This is a genomic window from Campylobacter sp. RM16704, from assembly GCF_000816245.1.
Classification (GTDB): Bacteria; Campylobacterota; Campylobacteria; order Campylobacterales; family Campylobacteraceae; genus Campylobacter_D.
In genome coordinates, this window is sequence record NZ_CP007769.1 from 1,511,347 (window position 1) to 1,530,660 (window position 19,314).

Annotated in this window: 15 protein-coding genes, 4 tRNA genes and 1 pseudogene; 7 read left to right on the forward strand and 13 right to left on the reverse strand. The window is 29.3% G+C overall.

The window, feature by feature from the left end; genetic code table 11:
• On the forward strand, positions 1-3,009 hold the full coding sequence (locus CAQ16704_RS07665; RefSeq protein ID WP_039667615.1) for a two-partner secretion domain-containing protein: 3,009 nt from the start codon (positions 1-3) through the stop codon (positions 3,007-3,009).
• 121 nt (positions 3,010-3,130) lie between these two features.
• Positions 3,131-5,101: a ShlB/FhaC/HecB family hemolysin secretion/activation protein gene (locus tag CAQ16704_RS07670; protein ID WP_039667563.1), complete on the forward strand. Its 1,971-nt coding sequence runs from the start codon at positions 3,131-3,133 to the stop codon at positions 5,099-5,101.
• On the opposite strand, the gene CAQ16704_RS07675 is transcribed toward CAQ16704_RS07670, so the two are convergent.
• Genes CAQ16704_RS07675 through CAQ16704_RS07705 form a run of 7 tightly spaced genes read right to left on the reverse strand, consistent with a single transcriptional unit; the run spans position 5,098 to position 11,504 of the window.
• Positions 5,098-5,667 (reverse strand): type II secretion system protein, encoded by a 570-nt coding sequence (locus CAQ16704_RS07675; protein ID WP_039667616.1) that lies wholly within the window; start codon positions 5,665-5,667, stop codon positions 5,098-5,100. The two genes, CAQ16704_RS07670 and CAQ16704_RS07675, sit on opposite strands and share 4 nt — an antisense overlap.
• Positions 5,664-6,671, reverse strand: a complete 1,008-nt coding sequence (gene tsaD / locus CAQ16704_RS07680) for a tRNA (adenosine(37)-N6)-threonylcarbamoyltransferase complex transferase subunit TsaD (protein ID WP_039667617.1) — start codon at positions 6,669-6,671, stop codon at positions 5,664-5,666. Before tsaD ends, CAQ16704_RS07675 begins: the two co-directional genes overlap by 4 nt.
• On the reverse strand, positions 6,668-8,056 hold the full coding sequence (locus CAQ16704_RS07685) for a M99 family carboxypeptidase catalytic domain-containing protein (RefSeq protein ID WP_039667618.1): 1,389 nt from the start codon (positions 8,054-8,056) through the stop codon (positions 6,668-6,670). Before CAQ16704_RS07685 ends, tsaD begins: the two co-directional genes overlap by 4 nt.
• On the reverse strand, positions 8,053-9,132 hold the full coding sequence (dxr, locus tag CAQ16704_RS07690; RefSeq protein ID WP_039667619.1) for a 1-deoxy-D-xylulose-5-phosphate reductoisomerase: 1,080 nt from the start codon (positions 9,130-9,132) through the stop codon (positions 8,053-8,055). Before dxr ends, CAQ16704_RS07685 begins: the two co-directional genes overlap by 4 nt.
• Positions 9,129-9,857, reverse strand: a complete 729-nt coding sequence (locus CAQ16704_RS07695) for a phosphatidate cytidylyltransferase (protein WP_039667620.1) — start codon at positions 9,855-9,857, stop codon at positions 9,129-9,131. Before CAQ16704_RS07695 ends, dxr begins: the two co-directional genes overlap by 4 nt.
• A gap of 10 nt (positions 9,858-9,867) precedes the next feature.
• On the reverse strand, positions 9,868-10,197 hold the full coding sequence (locus CAQ16704_RS07700; protein ID WP_039667621.1) for a hypothetical protein: 330 nt from the start codon (positions 10,195-10,197) through the stop codon (positions 9,868-9,870).
• A gap of 2 nt (positions 10,198-10,199) precedes the next feature.
• A complete protein-coding gene (locus CAQ16704_RS07705) occupies positions 10,200-11,504 on the reverse strand; it encodes an NFACT RNA binding domain-containing protein (RefSeq protein WP_039667622.1) in 1,305 nt (434 codons plus the stop codon).
• A 41-nt stretch (positions 11,505-11,545) separates the two neighbouring features.
• On the opposite strand from CAQ16704_RS07705, the gene CAQ16704_RS07710 reads away from it, so the two are divergent.
• Entirely contained in the window at positions 11,546-12,133 is a 588-nt protein-coding gene (locus CAQ16704_RS07710) for a molybdopterin-guanine dinucleotide synthase (protein ID WP_039667623.1), read from the forward strand.
• Entirely contained in the window at positions 12,108-13,082 is a 975-nt protein-coding gene (locus CAQ16704_RS07715; protein WP_039667624.1) for a phospholipase A(1), read from the forward strand. The genes CAQ16704_RS07710 and CAQ16704_RS07715 overlap by 26 nt, the downstream gene beginning before the upstream one ends.
• On the opposite strand, the gene CAQ16704_RS07720 is transcribed toward CAQ16704_RS07715, so the two are convergent.
• On the reverse strand, positions 13,079-14,431 hold the full coding sequence (locus CAQ16704_RS07720) for a Na+/H+ antiporter family protein (protein WP_039667625.1): 1,353 nt from the start codon (positions 14,429-14,431) through the stop codon (positions 13,079-13,081). The two genes, CAQ16704_RS07715 and CAQ16704_RS07720, sit on opposite strands and share 4 nt — an antisense overlap.
• A gap of 133 nt (positions 14,432-14,564) precedes the next feature.
• Between CAQ16704_RS07720 and ilvD the strand changes: the two genes are divergently transcribed.
• Positions 14,565-16,241: a dihydroxy-acid dehydratase gene (gene ilvD / locus CAQ16704_RS07725; protein ID WP_039667626.1), complete on the forward strand. Its 1,677-nt coding sequence runs from the start codon at positions 14,565-14,567 to the stop codon at positions 16,239-16,241.
• Positions 16,242-16,316: 75 nt separating this feature from the next.
• Here the strand turns inward: ilvD and CAQ16704_RS07730 are convergent.
• The 4 genes from CAQ16704_RS07730 to CAQ16704_RS07745 all read right to left on the reverse strand — a co-directional run bounded on the left by CAQ16704_RS07730 (position 16,317) and on the right by CAQ16704_RS07745 (position 16,698).
• A tRNA-Ser gene (locus CAQ16704_RS07730) sits at positions 16,317-16,404 on the reverse strand.
• A gap of 32 nt (positions 16,405-16,436) precedes the next feature.
• Positions 16,437-16,510 (reverse strand) — tRNA-Cys (locus CAQ16704_RS07735).
• 15 nt (positions 16,511-16,525) lie between these two features.
• A tRNA-Leu gene (locus tag CAQ16704_RS07740) sits at positions 16,526-16,614 on the reverse strand.
• Between the two features lie 9 nt (positions 16,615-16,623).
• Positions 16,624-16,698: transfer RNA gene (locus CAQ16704_RS07745), tRNA-Gly, on the reverse strand.
• Between the two features lie 290 nt (positions 16,699-16,988).
• Between CAQ16704_RS07745 and CAQ16704_RS08655 the strand changes: the two are divergent.
• Both CAQ16704_RS08655 and CAQ16704_RS08660 read left to right on the forward strand, forming a co-directional pair.
• Positions 16,989-17,609 (forward strand): annotated as a pseudogene (locus CAQ16704_RS08655) (cache domain-containing protein); the annotation flags it as partial.
• Positions 17,610-18,383: 774 nt separating this feature from the next.
• On the forward strand, positions 18,384-18,824 hold the full coding sequence (locus CAQ16704_RS08660) for a methyl-accepting chemotaxis protein (RefSeq protein ID WP_442856714.1): 441 nt from the start codon (positions 18,384-18,386) through the stop codon (positions 18,822-18,824).
• A gap of 32 nt (positions 18,825-18,856) precedes the next feature.
• Here the strand turns inward: CAQ16704_RS08660 and CAQ16704_RS07755 are convergent, their stop codons facing one another.
• The gene (locus CAQ16704_RS07755; protein WP_039667628.1) at positions 18,857-19,276 is read right to left on the reverse strand and encodes a PepSY-like domain-containing protein; all 420 of its coding nucleotides are present in this window, start codon (positions 19,274-19,276) and stop codon (positions 18,857-18,859) included.
• Positions 19,277-19,314 lie beyond the last annotated feature (38 nt).

Below are 19,314 nucleotides of genomic sequence, written 5' to 3' on the forward strand. Positions count from 1 at the left end.
ATGAAAACAACAAAACTAACTCATCATATTATACTTTCAGGTATAACAGTATCTTTACTTTTTTCTCCACTAATGGCTTTACCTAGTGGAGGTAAATTTACTCATGGAACAACAGGAACTATAAACATTAATGGTAATACTATGAATATTAATGGTCATAAAGTTAGTTCTGTCATTCAATGGGGTGGTGGATTTAGTATTAATCAAGGTGAGAGTGTAAATTTTGGAGGAAGCAATAAAAACTATCTAAACATTGCTCATGGAACAAGTAAATCTACTATAGCTGGTTTATTAAATGCTAATGGTAATAATGTATTTTTAATCAATCCTAATGGAGTAATCATTACTAAAACAGGAACTATCAATGCTAATCGCTTTGTGGCTTCTACTTCATCTATGGATAATACAACTATGCAAAACTTTGCTAATATGAATAATTTCAATGATGGTTTAAGCTTTTCACCTGTATTTAAACCTAATAAATTAGGTAATGTGGTTAATATGGGTAATATTAATGCTAATAAAGTATTGCTTATAGGTAATAAAGTTTTATTACAAAGTTCTTTTAATACAAAGAATAAAACTTTCAATCAAATCAAAGCTTCAAATATACATTTAGTAGGTAATGAAATACATGCTGATATTGCTACTTTAAAAGATATAAATAAATTATATATCACAGCTAAAGATAAAGGCTCACTTTACTTAAATGCTACTGGATATTATTATAATCCATCTTCATTTAGTCATTTTAATAATTATGAAAGTAAAGCTTATAATGGTATAAATCATAATAATACTAATTTTTCTAATATGCGATATGTAGGTATAGGTTCTGATGTAGATTGGTGGCATTTTGCTAAAGGGTGGAATGAAAACAAGGCAGGATTTAGAACTAGTGCTAGTGAATATAAACTAACTAATGATATAGATTTTAAAGGTAACAAAGGACAGGGGGTAGAAGGTAGAGACTGGCAAAACTATGCTAATTATTGTTTAAGTACATATAATTGTACTTCTATGATAGTTGGCTTCTCTAATGCTTTTAACAAAACCTTTGATGGACAAGGATATACTTTAAAAAATATCAATATAGATATAACTTCTTTAAGTAATAAACCTGAATATGTTGGTATATTTGGTTCTATTTATGGTGCTACTTTTAAAAATATCAATGTAGATTATATGGGTGGTGGGATAAAGGCTAATGATGTTGGTGATTATTTCCGTGTTGGTGGTTTTGTTGGTTGGGCTTATGGTGGAACCCATAGCAATATTTCTTTGAATAATATAGGCAATATTAGTACTAGTGGTGGTGGTTATGGTAGAATTTATGTCGGTGGTTTTGCTGGTTATGTTGAAAGAGAAACTTTTAGTAATATTTCTTTAAATAATATAGGGGATATTAGTAGTAGTGGTATTAGTAGTAGTTCTGCCTCTGCTGGTGGTTTTGCTGGTGGTGCTATTCGTGGAACCTTTAGCAATATTTCTTTAAATAATATAGGTAATATTAGTAGTAGTGGTAGTTCTGCCTCTGCTGGTGGTTTTGCTGGTAGTGCTGGTGGAACCTATAGTAATATTTCTTTAAATAATATAGGCAATATTAGTGCTAGTGGTGGTTATAATGATAGCCAAGCTGGTGGTTTTGCTGGTGTTGTTCTTGGAACCTTTAGTAATATTTCTTTAAATAATATAGGTAATATTAGTAGTAGTGGTGGTAGTAGATATACTAGAAGCCAAGCTGGTGGTTTTGCTGGTAATGCTGGTTATGGAACCTTTAGCAATATTTCTTTAAATAATATAGGCAATATTAGTGCTAGTGTTGATAATAATTTTGTCTCTGCTGCTGGTTTTGCTGGTATCATTACTGTTAATTCTACCTTCAAAAACATTTATATATTTTTTAATCCTAATATGAGTATAAGTGCAAGTGGTAATTGGCAAAATTATATAGGTAAATTCTTTGGTTATATAAATGGAAGTCCTAATCTTACCTTTGACAATGTCCATATCTATCATCATACAAATGATTTAGCTAATGCAACATACGATCAAAATTACTGGGGTAGTAGCAATGATAAAATCCAAATTCACACCTACAACAACTCAAACCAAGAAAATGTCTATCAAGACTTTTTATCTAAAGCAAATACTATAAGCAGACCTACCCCACCAACTAACCCATCTAACCCTGATGTAATCTTAGGTAGTGATGATGTAATTAGTGCAAATGATTTAAATACTTGGTTAGGAGAAATTCTTGCAGGTAATTACTGGATAGATATAAATGATCTTAGTTCAATCAAAGGAATAAGTGAAGAACTAAAACAAAGTATATCTTTCCTAGAAGCCTTATATGGTCAAGAAGGTATGAAAGAAATACTAGAAGGTTTTAGCAATGACTATAAAATAAATTATAGAAATTATCAAAGATTTGCTACAAATAAAGCAAATCTTTTAGCCTTTATCAATGATAAATTAAAACCTTTAGTCAAACAATCTAACAAAGCCTTTATAGATCTAAAAACAGCTCAAGAACAATTAAAAACAGCTATAGCTAAATATAATGACTATGTTAAAAAAGTCAATGAAAATCCTAGCTTAAAAAATGATGCAACTTTAAATTCTTTAAAAGCTGAAGTAGATAGATTAAACAATCTTAGTAAAGAACTTTTTGCTAGTATAAATGATAATCAAGAATTATTACAAACTTGGCAAAGCAAAACAAGCACTGATTCAAATAATCACTTTAAAATAAAAGGTGAGTTTAAAAACTTAGCCTTACTTACACCTAATTTAGATGAAGTAATAGTTAATGGTAATGAAAATGAAGACTATAAAAAAGTATCACGCCAAGTAGCTAATGCTCAAAAACAAACACCTACTTTTGAATATGAAGAAAACGAAAAAGAAGAAGTAGAAGAAACAGCCCTAATGCAAAAAGGAAAGATTTGTATAGTAAGTGATAATTTTAAAACTATGAATCCTTGTGTTACTGGAAGTTTTTAAAAACAATCTATATAAACTACTAATTTTTAGTAGTTTATATAATTAAAAACAAATAAATAAAAAAAACAAAAACTCTTAACTTTAAAATAAAAGATTAATTAAAATAAAGGAAAAAACCAATATGAAAAAACTTTTACTTAGCACCATAGCAATTAGTTCTTTAGTTTATGCTAATAATGGAAGTATCACTATAACTAAAAATGATATAGGAAAAATTATAGAATTATCCCCTGATAAAAACATCCCTCAAAACAAAGCTATCAAAGAAAATCTAAAAACCCAAGATGATTATAAAAAAAGCCAAGAAGCTAAAAAAGACTTTGAAGAAAAAAAACAAGAATTAGAAGAAAAATTTAAACAAGAAGATGAAAAAGCTAAATCATCTACTAATAACTTAAACAATCAAACTAATACCAACCCAACCACTAATACAAACAATAATAAAACTAATACTAATTCTAATACAAAAGATAAAACTAATTCTAATACTACTAATAAAACCAATACTACCAAAGAAAATAATACTAATATAAATAATAATACTAATACTTCAAACAATAAAGTTAATAATACTACTAATAATACTAATTTAACCAATACTACTACTAATAAAAAAATACTCACTCAATATAAATTTGTTCTTACTAATGAAAACACTAGCTTTGAAAAACTAGGTATTAAAGAAGAAGATTTACAAAGCTTAGTGAGTGAGTTTAAAACAAGAAGATTTAGCTTACAAGATTTACAAGATATATCTAATATCATTGCTTATTATTTTCAAGTAAATGGTTATCCTGCAGCAACAGCTTATATTCCTCAACAAGAATTTGATGGAAAAAACATTCAAGTTAATATTTCTTTAGGAGTATTAGGTAAGTATATAATAAAAAATAAAACTACTATAAAAGATCATTTTTTAGAAAGTAAGCTCAATCAAAGAATCAAAGGTAAAATCATTTCTACTAAATTAATAGAAGATAGTGTATATAAAGTCAATGAAATGTATGGACTTCAAACCTTAGCAGGTTTACAAGCAGGAGAGAATGTAGGTGAAACTGATATTCTTATAGAAGTAGAACCTGATACTAAGGCTAATGTATTAATATATAGTGATAATTATGGTATTAAGAGTGCAGGAGAATATAGAGCTGGTATTAGTATGGGATTTAATTCTATACTTAATATGGGAGATTATTATAATTTTTACTTACAATCTAGTGATGAAAAACAAATCAATTATGGAGCCAGTTATACTTTCTTTGTAGGTAATTTAAAAATTACTCCTAGTATATCTCAAGGAACTTATTATTTAGGAAGAGAATATGAGGGTTTAGGTTTTAGTGGTACTTCTAGGAATTTTGGTATAGATTTTTCTTATCCTATATGGATTAATACTAATTCATCTTTTTATATAACTTCTAGTATATATCATAAAATACTTAGTGATGTAACCTTAGATCTTTTAACCTTTGATAAAAGTTCTAATGTAGGAAGTATGGGTTTAGAAGGTTTATTTAGAGGCTTTGAAAACAATACCTTAAGTTATAGTGCTAAAATAAGCATAGGTAAGGTAAAAGATGATGGAACTACTATATTTGGAGATACATCTAAAAGTGGTGGTAATGGCTTTGGTTGGTTTAGAAAACTCAATGCTAGTTTGAATAATTATTATAGTTTTAATGAGTATATTACTCATACTATTAATATAAACTATCAAAAGGTATTAGGGAATTTTGAGCTTGATTCTTCTGAAAGTTCATCTTTGGGTGGAGCTTATGGAGTAAGAGCTTATGATAATGGAGAAGGTGATGGAGATAATACCATAGTAGCTAACTTTGGTATAAGAATAAATATACCAAATACTAATTTTTATTTTACTCCCTTTTATGATATAGGTTATGCTTGGTATGAAAAAGATTCAGGTAATAGATTAGTAGATGATCATTTCTTAGATGCACTAGGCTTACAAATACTTTATAATAAAGCTAATGAGTATTATATAAAACTTGATGGAGCAAGAGCATTACACAAATACAAATTAGATGATGATCATAGAATGAAATTATATTTAAGTGGTGGGGTGTATTTTTAGGAGGTTAAAAAATACACCCTAGTTGCTAAGTCTTTAAAAGTTTTAGAGTGAATTAAATTTTGGCAAGATTTGGATTTTGAAGTGCTTGTAAATTCACTCTCACTTAAAGACTTTAAAACCTCATCAAGTTGGGTTTTTATACTTTGATTTTTAGGATTTTTTGTTAGCTGATTTTTTAAATTTGCTATATTTTCTATTTTACTTTTTTGCGAAGCATCTGGTGCAAAAGCTAAAAGTAAAACACTTTCTTTATCTACAAAAAATACTTTAAAACACTGCTCATCATTACCCACACTAAAATCAAGTTCTTTGGTAGCATTTTGCAATGAAGATAAATCTTCATTTTTAACATTGGCTACATTACTCATCAACGCTATACTTGAAAGACTTTCGTTTTTTAAAACATAAGCATTAATATCGCTAATAAAAATTTTAAGATTACCTAATGCTTGAGTTGTACTAGCTTCATCTTTGCTAGAGCTAAATTTAGGCAAAGCTATAGCTGCCAAAACTCCAAGTATAATCACAACAAACACAAGTTCTATAATAGTAAATGCCTTTTTCATAATCTGCCTTGTAAATTTTTTACCTTAGGGTTTATAAGATCATCTTCAATACTTACAAATTCTTTACGCTTATAAGCTTCACAAGCTGCTCTTGCTATCATCAAAGCATTATCAGAGCAATACTCAAATGGTGCAAGTAAAAGCTCGCATTTATAGTTTTGACATAAATGTTCTATTTTACTTCTTAAGCTCAAATTTGCACTTGCACCGCCTACTATGCCAAAGCGTTTAAAATTATACTCTTTAAAAATTTTTTCAAGTTTATTCATAATATGAGCAATAGCTGCTTTTTGAAAAGCAAAAGCAATTTCACTTTTTCGCTCGTTTGTGAGTTCTTGTTTTAAAATTTCTAAACGGACTTGATTTTTAAGTCCTGAAAAACTATAAGCTAATTCTTTAGAATGAAGCAAAGGTATGCTAAATTCTAAATCACTTTCCTTTGCATTTTTAGCTAAATTTTCTATGATAGCTCCACCTGGATAACCTAAATTCATCATCTTTGCTACTTTATCAAAACTTTCTCCAAAACTATCATCATTTGTTCTTGCTAGTTCTGTGATTTGCCCTTGTTTATCAATAAAAAGCACCATAGTATGTCCGCCACTTACTAGCAATACCCCCATATCAAATTTTGCTTTTTTATCTAAAAACATAGAGTAAATATGCCCTTTTAGATGATTAATTGCAATAAGTGGCAAATTTAAACTAATAGCGAGCATTTTTGCCATAGCCACCCCACCTACCAAACTCACACTAAGACCAGGTTCATTAGTAACTGCTATAGCACAAAGTTTGTCAAAATACTTTTTGCATTTTTCTAAAATTTTTGGCAAAGCTTCACTATGTAATCTTGCTGCAAGTTCAGGCACTACTCCACCATAAGGACTATGTGCATTTTCTTGAGAAATTTTTGTATGAAAGATACATTTAAAATCATCTTTATTTATAATAGCAATGGAACTATCATCGCAAGAGCTTTCTATAGCAAGAATTAAGTTTTTCATTGAAATTCCACTAATATCATACCAATAAATTTATCTTTCTTTTCCGCTTTTTCTATATCTTTTACGGATATATTTACTTTTTTAATTTCCTTAATATCAGTTTTCTTTTCCAAGATTTGTTCGGTTAAATTGGCATTTTTTAACTCATAAAATTCCACTCTATAAATCTTTCTTTTTTTATCTATAGAATATTTTGTTTGCATTTGGTTTTTACTAATTAAAATATCACTTTCATCTAAACCTCTATCAAAACCTATAACATTTACTCTAACACCTGCAATAGAAGGAATTTCAAAATTTTTATTTACTAGAATTTTTTGTGCAAAATTTGTTTGCATATTTTTACCATCAACTATTATTTCAACACTATCTAGTGCATTTGAAAATTCAAAATATTCAGGATAAAGTCTAGTTTGCAAACGATTTCCATAATTTATAGAAAAAGAATTTGCTTTTGAAACAATTGCAGTAATTTCATTGCTTGCTTCATAATTTAAAGCTTGATTAATAGGAAAAGGTAAAAATTTTATAGCATTGGCAGGTTTATCAAGATAGAGCAAAATTTTATCATTAAAAAGTCTTACTTCTAAAGGTTTTTCAATAGCTCTATAAACTCCATTTGGAGTTAAATCAAATGTTCTACTAAATTCTATATTTGCTTTTTTTAAATAATACTCCACCGCTAAAAGATGATAATATACCCTTAAATGTGTTGGTAAATTTTTACTTGCTTCATTTGCAAAAGCTGCTTTGTGATTTGAAACAACAAAATAAGTTAAAGCTTTTAACATGTCTTTATCATTAGTTTCTTGAGTTTTAGTATTTTTCAAATGATACTGATGTTCTTCTTTAATTAAAGCTTTGTTGATATTTTCCACTGCTTCTTTGGCTATATTTTCTAAATCTGCATATTTAGTAGAATTTACTTCACTTTGATCAATAATGCTAGTATTGCCCCAGCGATTTGGATTTTTATCTTTGTTTTCATATTTTGGTCTATAAAATCCACTTCCATCGTGCAAATTTATAACCATATTTACTTCAGGATCTAAAATAAGTTTTTTAATGCGTTCTATGGTTTGAAAATCAGGATCACTTTCATCTATATGAGCAAATTTTCTATTTAAATCTCCAAAATTACCTCTATTTCTAGCGATAATACTTTCAAAAGCAAGGTTTGGTGCAACGATAATTTTACCTTTAGTAATATTATAATCACTCAAAAGCAAACTAGCAGCATGAAATCCCCCTGGCTCATCTCCTTGAATTCCTCCAAGAATTAAGACCGTGTTGTTATCATCTAAACTTTTACCATTTTCTTTAACACTAAATTCCAAAGCAAATATTACATTTGTAAAAAACAAAATACTTAAAAAAAATTTCATAACATTTCCTTACTTAAATAAAGCCTTACTTGTTTATCATACTCAAAAATATCTTCAATTTGGTTAATTTTAGGAACCCCAAAATGATCTAATGCTTTAAAAATTCCTTTAGCTATGTCTAAAAATTGTGCCTTTTGAGCTAAAAATTTATATACCATATACTCATTTGCACTATTTATAATCACGCCCAAATCAGGTTCATTTAACAAATCTTTTTTAAGTGAAAATATAGGATATTTTTTTAAACTAATTTTTTCAAATTTTAAACTTGGCATAGATAAAAGATCTAAATTCTTTATGAAACTTTGATTATGTGTATTTAAAATTGCTTGAGCTATAGATAAACGCATATTTGCATTAGATATATACGCACTCATACCACCATCTTTAAATTCACACAAAGCATGCACTAAAGACTTTCTTTCTATCAAAGCATCTATTTGCTTAATGCCATATAAATGATAAGCTTCGATGATTTCAAAAAGCTTATTACACATACTCGCACTATCTATGGTGATTTTAGCCCCCATAGACCAGTTAGGGTGCTTGAGAGCTTCTTTTACACTAACATTTTTTAAATCTTTGATTTTATATTTATAAAAGGCTCCACCACTTGCTGTAATAAAAAGTTTTTTTATATCTTTTCTTTTATCTATTAAACACTTTAGTGCTGCGTGTTCGCTATCTATAGCTTTTATTTTAGATGTATCAAAAAATTTCCCTGCAACTACTAGACTTTCTTTGTTTGCCAAAGCTAAAGTTTTACCAAGTTTTTGTGCTTTTAAACTTGAATTTAATCCTGCAAAACCTACTATAGCATTTACCACCAAAGGACTTTTACATTCAGTTATCATCGTTTTTAAGCCATCTTGACCACAAAAAACCTTATCATGATTAACTAAAGCTTTATTTTTTTCATCTTGAATGCATACAAATTTAGGCTTAAAAAGAGCTATTTGCTCATTTAAAAGCTTGATATTTTTACCGCAAGATAAGGCTTCTATTGGTTTATTTTTTTTCTTGGCAATAAAAAGAGTATTAACCCCTATACTTCCTGTGCTTCCAAGGACAATCATACCAAAGTTGCCATTGCAAATGCTGCAATGATAACAGCATCAATTCTATCTAAAATTCCCCCATGTCCTGGAATTAAATTACTACTATCTTTGATACCTGCTTGTCTTTTAAAATAACTCTCAAGTAAATCACCTATCACAGCAAAAACAGCTACAATCAAAGATATATAAATACTTTTTATCACACCAAATTCAAAAGTCCCTACTATGGTTCCTATAATACCTGCACAAGCCACTCCACCTACAACCCCTTCTAAAGTTTTATTTGGACTTGTTGGAGAAAAAGCTCGCTCACCAATTAGCTTTCCTATAAAATACGCCCCACTATCACAAGCAACTACAATCACAATAAGCCAAAACAATACAAACATACCCTCATAACTCAACACTTGATAAAGCATTAAAACAGGCAAAGTTGGATATATATAAGGCATAAGTTCATTTAAATTTTCACTTTTTTTATAAACTAAAAATCCCAAAATCAAAATTAAAGCCATAATACCTATAAAAAAAGGTTTGTCTAAAAAAGCTCCTATGATTAAAATACATACTCCGATAAAAGCATTTGCGTATTTGCTTTTAAACATAGCTTTTGCTTCATTAAAAGCTAAAAACAATAAAATAGCAAAAATAGCAAGATTTATAATAAAATTATTTATCAAAGCAATTATAATAATTGCTACTATCATTGCAATAGCACTAATAATTCTTGTTTTTGAAAACATTTTAATCCTTTTATATACTTAAATCCAGCAAGTGAGAATTTTTTTTAGGAAATTCTTCTTGTGTTTGTTGTTGCTCTTCTTCATCTTCACTAGCTTGTGCTTCTTGATGTTGTTTAGAGTGTTTTTTTTCCTCTTCTTGTCTTTCTTTTACCTCATCGCTTACTTCATGAGTTTGATTGACTTTTTCAAGTTTTTCAACTGCTTTTTCTTTTGCTTGAAATTCACTCATATTTACCAAAGTTGCAAAAGAATCTTTTGCAAGTTCATTACTTACTTGTGCTGAATGTACCGGCGCATTTTGATTGACATAATTTACGCCACCTATGGGACTTATAGGCATATTCACTCCTTTAAAATGCTTATAGTCTTGTAATTTGTATAATTTACATAAGCTTTTTCTTTAATTTTTACAAAATTCTTACTTGTATAATCGACCAAATAAACCCCTGAGCTTAGCTTAGAAAATTCAACACAAAGTTTTGCAGCAAATTCTAACACCACTTGACTTATTTTTAATTTATTTGAAGTAATAATCACATGTGCACTAGGATAATCTTTTACATGCAACCATATATCATCTTTTTTTGCTGTTTTTAACAAATACTCATTAGCTTTTTCATTACGGCCTACACAGATTTTAAACTCATCAAAGTAAAAACTACTTACCCCTGCGTTTAATTCTTCTTTTTTAGCATTTTTGGTTTTTTTAGGCATTAAAATTTCAAGTTCCCTTAATGAAGTGCTTTTAAAAATCAAATCTTTCAAATTCATTAAAAAATCAAGTTTTTCATTCAAAACATCCCGTTCTATGTTAATATTCTTTGCTTTTTGTTTCAATTTTTTAGCCATTTTATAAAATTCATTAGCACTATTTTTAGGAGTATCTTCGAGTTTAAAAACAAGTTCTTTAGTGTCAAAATCTTGCAAAACAAACTTCCTTTGATACTCTTTTAATGTACTTAAATTCGCAAACAGCACATCTGCTTTTTGACTTAAATTTTGTGCTTTTTTTAATAAAAAATCCTCTTGCTCTAAATCCTTTATGCTTTCTTCTAAGTTAGTAATTTTTTTATTTATATTTAAAAGCTTATTTTCTTTGATTTCTTTTAAACGATTTTGTTGTAATTTTTTAGCAATTTCTTTAAAATAAACACTAAAATCATCAATTTTTATAAATTCTTCCTTAATATCATAAGCTTTTAAAGCTTGTAATTTTTCGCCTATTTTTACAATACGATAGCTTTTATCTATATGGCGTAATGCTTCTATGATAGTATCATTAGTATCTGTGATAATGGCATTAGTATTTTTTCCTGTAAATTCAAAATAAATCTTAGCCTTATAAGCTTTGTAAGATTTTTCGGATAAAGCTTCAAAAGATAAAATTCTGTTATTTTCTAAAATTTCTATGCTTAAAATTTTTGCATTAGAGAAATATTTTTTAAGCATAAAATCAAAAGGTGCATTATATGTTTTTGCTCGAATTTTGTCTTGATAAATTCCACTTTTACCACGCGTTAAATCCACTATGAAGGTATGATGATCTAAACTAAGCTCTAAAACATTATCATCAAGTCTTTTAAGATAGTTTATTCTTTGGAATTGTTTAAAATAATCTTTTATTTGTATTAAATCTGTATATTTCATAAATGTATTATAAAATATTTTGATGAATTTATGAGGTTTTTATGAGTAAAAAAATTCCTTATCCTTGTGTGATTTTATGTGGTGGCAAATCTTCACGTATGGGAGAAGATAAAAGTTTATTACAAGTTGATGATAAAAATTTAACTTTTTACCAATATGAAAAAATGTCAAAAATATTTACTCAAGTTTTTATAAGCACAAAAAAAGATAAATTTCATTGTCAAAAATTACCACTTATTTTAGATGAGAATAACACTTCTTATTCTCCACTTATTGCTCTAAATTCTATATTTAAATCTTTTAAAAATACTTATATATTTATTATTAGCGTAGATACTCCAAACATAAACAAAGAAAGTATTTACAAACTTTTCAATCATCTAAAATCACAAAATATACTCTTAGCAAATACAAAAAATCATAAACATTATTTATGTGGTTTTTACCATAGTAAAAATTATGAAAAATCTTTGCAATTTTTACAAGAAAATAATCATAAACTAGCTCTTTTTTGTGATACAATGAACGCTGAATTTATAAATTTTGAAAATGAAGATGAATTTATAAATTTAAACTATATTGATGATTATAAAAAGTGGCTTCATGAAAAAAACCATACTATTTTTTAGTGCTTTAAGTGTATTAGCAAATGATGATTTGATCAACCAAGCTTTAGAGTATGAAAAGCAAGGCGAATACAAAAAAGCTATGCAAATTTACAAAAATATAGTCTTAAAAAATACAAAAGAAAATATCTCTTTGCAATATTCTTTAAATACTGAGCAAAATACCACAAAAACAACTTACAAAATGGAAGATTTTAATCCTAGAAAAGAAGCTTTAGCAAACTATCTTGGCACAGAAAAATCTTACAATCCTTTTGGTATTAGCACGCATAATCTTAGCTATTTTATGCCTGTTTCTTATAATTTTAACAAGAGAGATTATAAAAGTACAGAAACTAAATTTCAAGTTAGTCTTAAAAAAACTCTTTTTGAAAATCTTTTAGGATTAAACGAAAGTTATAATATAGGATACACTCAGGTTTCTTGGTGGCAATTATATAAGCATTCTTCCCCATTTAGAGAAACTAATTATCAACCTGAATTTTTTATAAATTTTCCAATAAATGGACATGAAATTTTTGAAAATTTAAAAAATGTGCGTGTTGGTTTATTACACGAATCAAATGGACAAGATGATCCAAAATCAAGATCTTGGAATAGAATTTACCTAAGTAATGCATGGTTTTTTGGAGATTTTGTTTTTATACCAAGAGCTTGGGTAAGAATTCCTGAAAAAAGTTCAGAAGATGATAATCCTGATATAGAAAAATACTTAGGAAATTTTGATATTAACCTAGCTTATACTCAAGATAAGTATTTCATTAATATTTTATGGCGTAATAATTTAAATTTTTCTTCTAACCGCGGTGCCATAGAAATAAGTGGTGCTTATAAAATATCTAATAATGGTTTATACCTCTTCACTCAATATTTTAATGGATATGGCGAAAGTCTTATTGAATATAATAAATCTTCAAGCAGACTCTCAAGTGGAATTTTGCTAATGTATTAAAGTAAGCAAAATGCTATAACGCTACCTAAGATAAGTAAGGAACCATTAAAACATAAAAAGGTCGGTATACAAGTATCTTTAATATGATCTCCTTGCTTATCTGCACTAAGCCCCACACTAACCCCTAAAGTCGTTTCACTAGCAGGTGATCCTGCATCACCTAAAGCACCAGCAACACCTATAATAAAAATAATCGCAGCAGATGAAAAACCAAGCTCAAGACAAATTGGACAAAACAAAGCGGCGATAATAGGAATAGTCCCAAAAGAACTTCCTATACCTATGGTAATTAAAAGCCCTATGGCTAACATGATAAAAATAGCTAAAAAGTGACTTTGCTCCATAAAAGGCACACTTGCTTTTACAAGCTCAGCTATACCCCCACTTTGCTTTAAAACCTCTCCATACCCAGAAGCAACAAGCATCACAAAGGCTATATAACCCATGATTTTAAGTCCATCATCAAAAACTAGATTAACTTTGTTATACTCTACTCCACCTAAAATCACCATCAAAACAAAACCTAAAAGCCCCGACAAAGGCAAATTATGTGTTAAAATTTGCAAAATCAAAGTTAAAGTTAAGCCAGCTAAAACACCCCATTCTTTTTTACTCATTTTTAAATTTTCAAAATCCATTTTGGCAATTTGTTCTTCTTGATATTCTCTTGGTTTAGCATAAAATACAAACACAGCCAAAAATAAACCAACTAGCATACAAATAGCCGCAAAAGCCATAGTTTGAGAAACTTCTCCTAAACTAATTTGCACTCCATTTGAATTTAAATTATCTACAAGCAGAGTTTGAAAAATAAGCCCAAAACCTAAAGGCACTACCATATAAGGAGTAGTAAGCCCAAAAGTTAAAGCACAAGCTATAGCTCTACGATCTATTTTTAATTTATTAAAAAGTTTTAACAAAGGTGGGATTAATAAAGGCACAAAGGCCACATGGATAGGGATTAAATTTTGTGAAAAACAAGCAATAAAAGCCAAAGAAAGTATAAGTAAATATTTTTTATGCGAAATATAATGCGATACTATTTTAATCAAATATGCCGTTAAATTAGTTCTAGATATAGCAGCAGCCACCGCTCCAAGTAAAATATAACTTAGTGCTGTTTGCAAATTTCCTTGCATACCATCGATTAAAACTTTCATAGAATCCATCATAGCCTGTGGAAGCTGTGTAAGAAATTCCATCAAAGTTAAATGCTCTACATTCATAAATTTTGACCAAATACCAACAAAAAGTCCAGAAAGCAAAACACTAAGTAAAACATTAAACCTAAAAAAACACAAAAGCGTCATTAAAACAACGCCTATAAAAACCGGATTAGTTAAAAGCATCGCATTCCTTGAATCAAAATAATTTTACATTTTAAGTAATTTTCTTTAAAATACCATTTAAGTTTCAAAAATTTAAGCAAAAATTGCAAAATAAAAGCATAAAATGATAATTTTTACTTTAAAAAGGATTTAAATGAGAAGTGATGCAATCAAAAAAGGACATTTAAAAGCACCAAATCGCTCTTTACTGAGAGCTTGTGGTTTAAATGATGAAGATTTCAATAAACCTTTTATAGGTGTAGCAAATAGCTATATAGATATCATTCCAGGGCATTTTTTCTTAAATGAATATGCGAAAATTATTAAAGATGAAATCCGTAAAAATGGTTGCATTCCTTTTGAATTTAATACTATAGGTGTAGATGATGGTATAGCTATGGGGCATGATGGTATGCTTTATTCTTTACCAAGCCGCGAAATCATCGCAAACTCTATAGAAACGGTTATGAATGCTCATCAACTTGATGCATTAATTTGTATCCCAAATTGTGACAAAATCACTCCAGGTATGCTTATGGGAGCTTTAAGGGTCAATGTACCAACCATTTTTGTTAGTGGTGGACCTATGAGAGCTGGAGTAAATAAACATGGAGAAAAAATCAGCTTAAGTTCTGTTTTTGAAGCAGTGGGGGCCTATGAGGCTAAAAAAATCAATGAAGAGGATTTAAAAGATATAGAATGCAAAGCTTGTCCTAGCGGGGGATCATGCTCAGGTATGTTTACTGCAAATTCTATGAATACTTTATGCGAAGCTATGGGTATAGCACTTGAAGGAAATGGAACTATTTTGGCTCTTAGCAAAGAAAGAGAAGAACTTTTAAGAAAAGCTGCACGTAGAATTTGTGAAATTGCTCTAGATGAGCATTTTAAAATTCGCAATATCATTACTAAAAAGTCTATTAACAATGCTTTAGTTGTAGATATGGCTATGGGTGGAAGCTCAAATACTATCTTACATATGCTTGCTATTGCTTATGAAGCAGGTGTAAATTTAGATATAAAAGAACTCAACCATATCAGTGCTAATGTAGCCCATATAGCTAAAATTGCTCCATCTTTAAACACAATATATATGGAAGATATACACAAAGCAGGCGGGGTAAGTGCAGTAATGGCAGAAATTGCTAAAAAACCTGGCCATATTTTAGAACTTGACACTCTAGATATTAATGGAAAAACTTTAAAAGAACGCATTGAAAATGCTAACATTAAAGATGAAAACATTATAAGAAAAATAGACAATGCCTATTCAAATGTAGGTGGGCTTGCTATACTTTTTGGAAATTTAGCAAAGCAAGGCTGTGTGATAAAAACTGCAGGTATTATGGGTGAGCGTAAATTCAAAGGCAAAGCGGTTTGTTTTAACTCTCAAGAAGAAGCTATAAAAGGTATTATAAAAGGAAAAGTTAAAGAAGGAAATGTATGTGTGATTCGCTATGAAGGACCAAAAGGTGGACCTGGTATGCAAGAAATGCTTAGTCCAACTTCTCTTTTAACAGGTATGGGGCTTGGTGCTAAAGTAGCACTTATAACAGATGGTCGCTTTAGCGGAGCTACAAGAGGACTTAGCATAGGTCATATTTCTCCCGAAGCTGCAGAAGGTGGGCTTATAGCACTTTTAGAAGATGGCGATGAAATAGAAATTGATGTAGATACTTATAGTATTAATGCAAATTTAACTCAAGATGAAATCACCAAACGCAAAGCACAATTTAAAATACCAGATAAACAAGTAAATTCAAGATGGCTTAAAATGTACCAAAAACTTGTAAGTAATGCCAGTAAAGGCGGGGTTTTAGATATAGAATAATTTTCTTAATTTCTTAAAGAAATTAAGAAATATCTTTTTAAATGTGAAAACAAAAATATGAAAATTATGTTAAAGTGGCCGGGAGAAAGGGATTCGAACCCCTGGAGGTGTGACCCTCAACGGTTTTCAAGACCGCCGCTTTCGACCACTCAGCCATCTCCCGAAAAATAATGTAAATATCAAATAATATCGCATTGGAGGCGACATCCGGATTCGAACCGGAGATCAAGGCTTTGCAGGCCCATGCCTTACCGCTTGGCTATGTCGCCTTGAGTTACCAAAAGTGGTGCCCGAGGCCGGACTTGAACCGGCACGGAAGAAAAATTCCGAGGGATTTTAAGTCCCTTGTGTCTACCAATTCCACCACCCGGGCGGGTGATAATGGAGCGGGAAACGAGATTCGAACTCGCGACCCCAACCTTGGCAAGGTTGTGCTCTACCCCTGAGCTATTCCCGCTTATTTAAAATACAATGAGTTGAAATTATACATTTTGAAACTTAAATTTATATAAAAATACTTTCTAAAGGTTGTATTTTTATGTTTTTTTAACTTTATAGTACTATAATAGTCAGTTTAAATCTTAAATAAAGGAAGTTATAATGTTAAAATTCAATAGTCTTTCTGCTAGACTGACAATGATAGTCTGTTTTCTAATAGCTATTATATTGATAGTTGTTAATATAATTAATTATTACGAATCAAAAACTAACACAGCTCATTATTTAGAAGAAATACAAAAAAAGACTATGTTTGATGTAAATGAAGCATATAGTATTTATTCTCTTTCTAAAAGAAATAGCGTTGCTTCTGTTGCATCACTCGTATCAAAAAATCCAAATTTAAGCACTAATGAAATATTTGATTTACTAGAAGTTACAAAAATTTCATCTGGTTTTGATGTGGTTTATATTGGGTTTGAAAAAGATGGCAATTTATATCAGTCAAACAAAATTGTTAGAAGTCCTGAAAAAACAGGATTTGATGCAAGAACTAGACCATGGTATCAAGAAGCTAAAAAAACTGGAAAATTAACAGTAAGCGATCCTTATAAAAGCATAGAAGATGATTCAATAACTATTTCATATACAACTCCAGTTTATCATAATGGTAAATTTATAGCTGTTGTTGGTGGTGATTATAATCTACATACATTTTCTAAAGATGTTTTAGCTATAGGTCACTCTAATAGCTCTTATGCTGCAGTGTATGATAGGGAAGGTGCAATAGTATTCCACGAAGAAAAAGATAGAATGCTTGCTAAAAATGACTTAAGTATTAATATAGCTAATGCAATAAAAGCAAATCCTGATTTAATCGATCCTACTAAAGAAGAAACTTTATTTTACGCAAAAGATGGTCAAGGTAAAACTCAAGTGGTAACTTGTACTCAAAGTTTAAATCCTAAATACATAGTATGTTCTATCACAGAAGAATCTGTATATACTGATGCAGTAAATAAAGTATTATTTCAACAAATCATCATTGCCATTATCGCTATTATTATAGCTTTAATACTAGTAAGATTTGCTATTATTAAAAATTTAAAACCAATAGCAATTATTACTACCGGTCTTAACTCTTTCTTTGATTTTATCAATCATAAAACCAAAGATTCAGCTATGATTAATGTAAATACCAATGATGAACTTGGTGCTATGGCTAAAGCCATCAATGAAAACATCACTAAAACTAAAAATGCATTAGAACAAGATTCTAAAGCAGTAGAACAATCAGTAGAAACTGCTAAAGAAATAGAAAGTGGTAATTTCACAGCAAGAATTACAGCAGTTCCAGCTAATCCTCAATTAATAGAATTAAAAAATGTTTTAAATGAAATGCTTAATGTATTAGAAGCAAAAGTTGGTTCTAATATGAATGAAATTAATAGAGTATTTGATAGCTATAAAGCATTAGACTTTACCACTGAAGTTAAAAATGCTAAAGGTGGTGTTGAAGTAACAACTAATACCCTAGGTAAAGAAATCATTGATATGTTAAAACAATCATCTGAATTTGCTTCTTTATTAGCTGATGAGAGTGGTAAATTACAAAATGCTGTTAAGAACTTAACTGATTCTTCATCTAGCCAAGCTTCTTCTTTAGAAGAAACAGCTGCTGCTTTAGAAGAGATTACTTCTTCTATGCAAAATGTATCTCATAAAACTAGTGAAGTTATAGCTCAAAGTGAAGAGATTAAAAATGTTACTTCTATCATAGGAGATATTGCTGATCAAATCAATCTACTTGCATTAAATGCTGCTATTGAAGCTGCACGTGCAGGTGAGCACGGACGTGGCTTTGCTGTTGTTGCTGATGAAGTAAGAAATCTAGCTGAAAGAACTCAAAAATCTTTAGGTGAAATAGAAGCTAATACTAATATCTTAGTTCAATCTATTAATGAAATGGGTGAAAGTATTAAAGAACAAACTACAGGTATTACTCAAATAAATGATGCTGTAGCTCAAATTGATCATGTAACCCAAGAGAACTTAAAAATAGCAAAAGATAGTGCTGCAATATCTGAGAATGTAAATCAAATTGCTAATGATATCTTAGAAGATGCTAGGAAGAAGAAGTTTTAATAAACAATTAGCAAGCTTTAAGCTTGCTAATTTTAATCATCAAATTTTTGACCTAGAATATTACCTTTAAAATCTGTATAAATTTCCATCATATTACTTGTTCTAAACTTGTAACCATTGATTTTTTTATCTACTTCTACAATAGCTGTATTTGGTTGTGCTGTTTGTACTTTAGCAATAACTTCTTTTGAGATAAATCCTGTTGGAATTGCCTTATATTTTCCATCAACTTCTTTCCAATCTCCATTAATGATAAAATCAATTTCAGTTCCATCAGCTAAATTTACTTCATAAGAATCTACATCTTGCTTTACATAACCTATATTTATTCCTTTAAAATGAGTATTTAAAAACTCTTGAGCCTTTTGAGGTAGAGCATTTGGACTAACAATCATATCCGCAAACATAGAACTAGCACAAACTAAACTTGCCAACATTAATTTCATTTTCATTTTTTCTCCTTTAGATAAAAGTTAAAAGAATGATATTG

Excerpts from the sequence above, each read along its gene's own strand:
- CAQ16704_RS07700 (WP_039667621.1), bottom strand. The coding sequence starts at position 10,197 with ATGCCTATAAGTCCCATAGGTGGCGTAAATTATGTCAATCAAAATGCG.
- CAQ16704_RS07695 (WP_039667620.1), bottom strand. The coding sequence starts at position 9,857 with ATGTTTTCAAAAACAAGAATTATTAGTGCTATTGCAATGATAGTAGCA.
- CAQ16704_RS07665 (WP_039667615.1), top strand. The coding sequence starts at position 1 with ATGAAAACAACAAAACTAACTCATCATATTATACTTTCAGGTATAACA.
- dxr (WP_039667619.1), bottom strand. The coding sequence starts at position 9,132 with ATGATTGTCCTTGGAAGCACAGGAAGTATAGGGGTTAATACTCTTTTT.
- CAQ16704_RS07720 (WP_039667625.1), bottom strand. The coding sequence starts at position 14,431 with ATGCTTTTAACTAATCCGGTTTTTATAGGCGTTGTTTTAATGACGCTT.
- CAQ16704_RS07710 (WP_039667623.1), top strand. The coding sequence starts at position 11,546 with ATGAGTAAAAAAATTCCTTATCCTTGTGTGATTTTATGTGGTGGCAAA.
- CAQ16704_RS07675 (WP_039667616.1), bottom strand. The coding sequence starts at position 5,667 with ATGAAAAAGGCATTTACTATTATAGAACTTGTGTTTGTTGTGATTATA.
- tsaD (WP_039667617.1), bottom strand. The coding sequence starts at position 6,671 with ATGAAAAACTTAATTCTTGCTATAGAAAGCTCTTGCGATGATAGTTCC.
- CAQ16704_RS07755 (WP_039667628.1), bottom strand. The coding sequence starts at position 19,276 with ATGAAAATGAAATTAATGTTGGCAAGTTTAGTTTGTGCTAGTTCTATG.
- CAQ16704_RS07670 (WP_039667563.1), top strand. The coding sequence starts at position 3,131 with ATGAAAAAACTTTTACTTAGCACCATAGCAATTAGTTCTTTAGTTTAT.
- CAQ16704_RS07705 (WP_039667622.1), bottom strand. The coding sequence starts at position 11,504 with ATGAAATATACAGATTTAATACAAATAAAAGATTATTTTAAACAATTC.
- CAQ16704_RS07685 (WP_039667618.1), bottom strand. The coding sequence starts at position 8,056 with ATGAAATTTTTTTTAAGTATTTTGTTTTTTACAAATGTAATATTTGCT.
- CAQ16704_RS07715 (WP_039667624.1), top strand. The coding sequence starts at position 12,108 with ATGAAAAAAACCATACTATTTTTTAGTGCTTTAAGTGTATTAGCAAAT.
- CAQ16704_RS08660 (WP_442856714.1), top strand. The coding sequence starts at position 18,384 with ATGCAAAATGTATCTCATAAAACTAGTGAAGTTATAGCTCAAAGTGAA.
- ilvD (WP_039667626.1), top strand. The coding sequence starts at position 14,565 with ATGAGAAGTGATGCAATCAAAAAAGGACATTTAAAAGCACCAAATCGC.